Here is a 3,742-nt window from a genome sequence, read left to right on the forward strand (position 1 = left end):
AGCGCGACATGCGCCTCGCTCAACCCGTCCAGCGCGGCCCGCGCGGCCTCGAAATAGGTTTCGCCATCCTCGGTCAGCCGCACGGCCCGCGTCGTGCGCTGGAACAGCCGGGTGCCCAACTGCGCCTCCAGCCGCTGCACCGCCTTGCCGACATTCGACTTGCTGGTGCCCAGCCGCTGGGCGGCGCGGGTGAAATTGGCATGCTCCGCCACCGCGACGAACATCCCGATGTCGGACAGGCCCATGCCTTCGCGACTCATGCTCCGCCCCCCTGCCTGCAACGCCCCGCATGAGGCATGATCCCGATTCTCCTCACTCGCGGGCCCCGATATTGTATCCAATACGGATACAGAGTGTCGCCTGACAACCTATTTATCTCCGCCTTTCTTCCGTCGATATTACAGTCAGGCAAGATAAAGAAGCGGCAGCCCCTGCAGGCCCAGAATCCTGGAACCTTGGGACATCCTGGAGCCCCGGGACATCCTGGAGCGTTGGGGCCCGACCGCCCGGCACAGACCGCCTCGCCCGCGTGCCGCACCCGCGCGCCCCCCGATGTCGTACAGTCATGCCGCACCCCCATCGCGGCATGTTGCAAGGATATGCCCGAGATATGCTGACCGAACCGTCCGGCGCGCCGCCGCCCGAACGCGCCCCCGTGTAATCGCGGCCCACCGGCCGTCACCGTCTTCCGACAGACATGCGGGCAAGACCCGCCGTCCCGTCCCCGCGCCTGCGGGCGACGCACGGCGCCCCTTGCCCGCCCGATCCGAAAAGAACATCCCCATGGGCATAGTGGGCCTGGCGCTTCGGCGCCCCTATACGTTCCTGGTCGCCGGCGTGCTGATCCTGCTGCTGGGCGTCTCGGCCATCTTCCGCACGCCGACCGACGTCTTTCCCGCGATCGACATCCCCGTCGTCACGGTGGTCTGGTACTATGACGGGCTGAACGCGCCCGAGACCGAAAAACGCATCAGCACCTATACCGAATTTTCCGAAAGCTTCTTCGTCAACAACCTCCGCACGATCGAAAGCCAGACGACGCCCGGGCTGGTGGTGCAGAAACTCTATTTCCAGCCCAACGTGAATATCGACCTGGCGGTGGCGCAGACCGTATCGGCCACCAATTCGATCCGCGCCTTCCTGCCCGAAGGCACGCAGCCGCCGATCATCATGCAATACAGCGCCTCCAGCGTGCCGGTGCTGCAACTGGCGCTGTCCTCGGACAAGCTGACGGAAAGCGACCTGTACGACTACGGCATCTATCGCATCCGCCAGCAATTGGCGCCGATTCCCGGCACGCTGCTGCCCCCGCCCTATGGCGGCAAGATCCGCCAGGTGATGGTCGATATCGACCCGGCCAAGCTGGCCGGCACGGGCCTGACGCCGCTGGACGTCTCGAACGCGGTGAACGCGCAGAACCTGACCCTGCCGGCCGGCACGGTCAAGTTCGGCGCCACGCAATATGACGTGCGGATGAACGGCATGCCCGACATCGCCGCCCGGCTGAACGACGTGCCGCTGAAACGCGACCCGGCCACCGGCGCGATCCTGCGCATCCGCGACGTGGCGCAGGTGCGCGACGGCACGGCGGTGCAGCAGAACATCGTGCGCACCGAAGGCCGGCGTTCGGTCCTGCTGTCGATCCTCAAGGCCGGCGACGCCTCGACGCTGGACGTGGTGAACGCCATCCGCAACCGCGTGCTGCCCGTCACCCGTGCTGCCGCCCCGCCGGGGATGAAGATCGACGAGCTGTTCGACCAGTCCCTGTTCGTCAAGGCCGCGATCAACGGCGTGGTGTCCGAGGCCGTGATCGCCGGGCTGCTGACCGCGGCGATGATCCTGGCCTTCCTGTCGAGCTGGCGCTCGACCCTGATCGTGGCGATCTCGATCCCGCTGTCGATCCTGTCGTCGATCGCCATCCTGTCCGCCACCGGCCAGACCCTGAACCTGATGACCCTGGGCGGGCTGGCGCTGGCCGTCGGCATCCTGGTCGACGACGCCACCGTCACGATCGAGAACATCCACCGCATCCGCCATGACGGCGCCGAACTTCGCCGCGCGGTGCTCGAGGGCGCGGCCGGCATCGCCCTGCCGACCCTGGTCTCGACGCTGGCGATCTCCAGCGTGTTCGTCTCGGTCGAATTCCTGATCGGCCCGGCGCGCTATCTGTTCACGCCGATGGCGCTGGCGGTGGTGTACGCCATGCTGGCCTCGTACGGCATCAGCCGCACCCTGGTGCCGATCTTCGCCGCCATGCTGCTGAAGGCCGAGGAAAGCCGGGCGGCGTCGCGCGCGGCCCGCGGCCTGCCCCCCACGATGCTGCAGCGGTTCGGCGCGCGCTTCGACGCGGGCTTCGCCCGGCTGCGCGACGGATATGCCCATATCCTGCAAGGGCTGATCGAAAGCAACTGGCGGGTGCCGGTCCTGGCTGTGGTGGTGCTGACCCTGGGCGGCGTGCTGTCGACCCAGGTGGGGTCGGACTTCTTCCCCAGCATCGATGCCGGTGAATTCCGGCTGCATGTCCGCGCCCCCGCCGGCACCCGTATCGAAAGCACCGAGCATCTGTTCGACCAGGTCGAGGACACGATCCGCGCCACGATCCCCGCGGACGAGCGCCAGTTGATCCTGGACAATATCGGCATCGCCTTCCGCTATACGATGCCGTTCGATGACGGCACCACGATCGGCCCCAATGACGGGCAGATCATGGTGGCGCTGAAGCCCGACCATCACCCCACGGCGGGGTACATCCGCCGGCTGCGCACCGTCCTGGCGCAGAAATTCCCCGAGGCCGTCTTCTATTTCCAGCCGGCCGACATCGTGACCCAGATCATCGATTTCGGCCTGCCCGCCCAGATCGACGTCCGGGTCATGGGCTATGACGCGCCGACCGACCGTGCGATCGCCCGGTCGATCCTGCACGAGATCGCGCAGGTGCCGGGCGTCACCGACGTGCATATGCACCAGGAAATCGCCGCCCCCGAACTGCGGCTGGACGTCGATCGCGTGCGCGCCAACGATCTGGGCCTGACGCTGAACGACGTGGCGCGCAACGTCATGATCTCGCTGGCCTCGTCCAACACCGTCACGCCCAATTTCTGGGTCGATCCCAACACGGGCATCCAGTATCCCCTGGCGGTGCAGACGCCGCAATACCGGCTGACCGGCCTGCGCGAACTGGGCAATACGGTGGTCGCGGGCCCCGCCGGCGCGGGCGGCGCGCCGACGCTGCTGGACAATGTCGCGGGCATCCGCCGCGACCTGGCGCAGAGCGTGATCTCGCACAGCAACATCCAGCCGGTGCTGGACATCTATGCCAGCGCCGAAGGCCGCGACCTGGGCGCGATCGCCGCCGACATCGACCGCATCGTCGGCCGCCACCGCGCGCAGCTCAGCCCGGGCAACGCGATCGAGGTCCGGGGACAGATCGATTCGATGCGCTCGACCTTCGCCCGGATGGGGGTGGGGCTGATCGTGGCCGCGATCGCCGTCTATCTGCTGATGGCGGTCAATTTCCAGTCCTTCACCGACCCGTTCGTGGTCATCATGGGCCTGCCGGGCGCGATGTGCGGCATCGTCTTCATGCTGTTCGTCACCGGCACGACCTTTTCGGTCCCGTCGCTGATGGGCGCGATCATGAGCGTCGGCGTCGCCAGCGCCAATTCGATCCTGCTGGTCACCTTCGCCAAGGAACGGCGCGGCGACGGCCTGACCGCCGCCGAGGCCGCGCTGGAGGCCGGCC

The 3,742-nt window shown here is 67.3% G+C and carries 2 protein-coding genes; one reads left to right on the plus strand and one right to left on the minus strand.

The window, feature by feature from the left end:
- Positions 1-260: LysR family transcriptional regulator (locus HUK84_RS12160; protein ID WP_176640526.1), on the minus strand; the 260-nt coding region annotated here is incomplete at its 3' end.
- A gap of 523 nt (positions 261-783) precedes the next feature.
- On the opposite strand from HUK84_RS12160, the gene HUK84_RS12165 reads away from it, so the two are divergent.
- Positions 784-3,742 (plus strand): efflux RND transporter permease subunit (locus HUK84_RS12165; RefSeq protein ID WP_176640527.1); only part of this gene is annotated, 2,959 nt, incomplete at its 3' end.

This window comes from Nguyenibacter vanlangensis (assembly GCF_013376155.1).
In the GTDB taxonomy this organism is placed as follows: domain Bacteria; phylum Pseudomonadota; class Alphaproteobacteria; order Acetobacterales; family Acetobacteraceae; genus Gluconacetobacter; species Gluconacetobacter vanlangensis.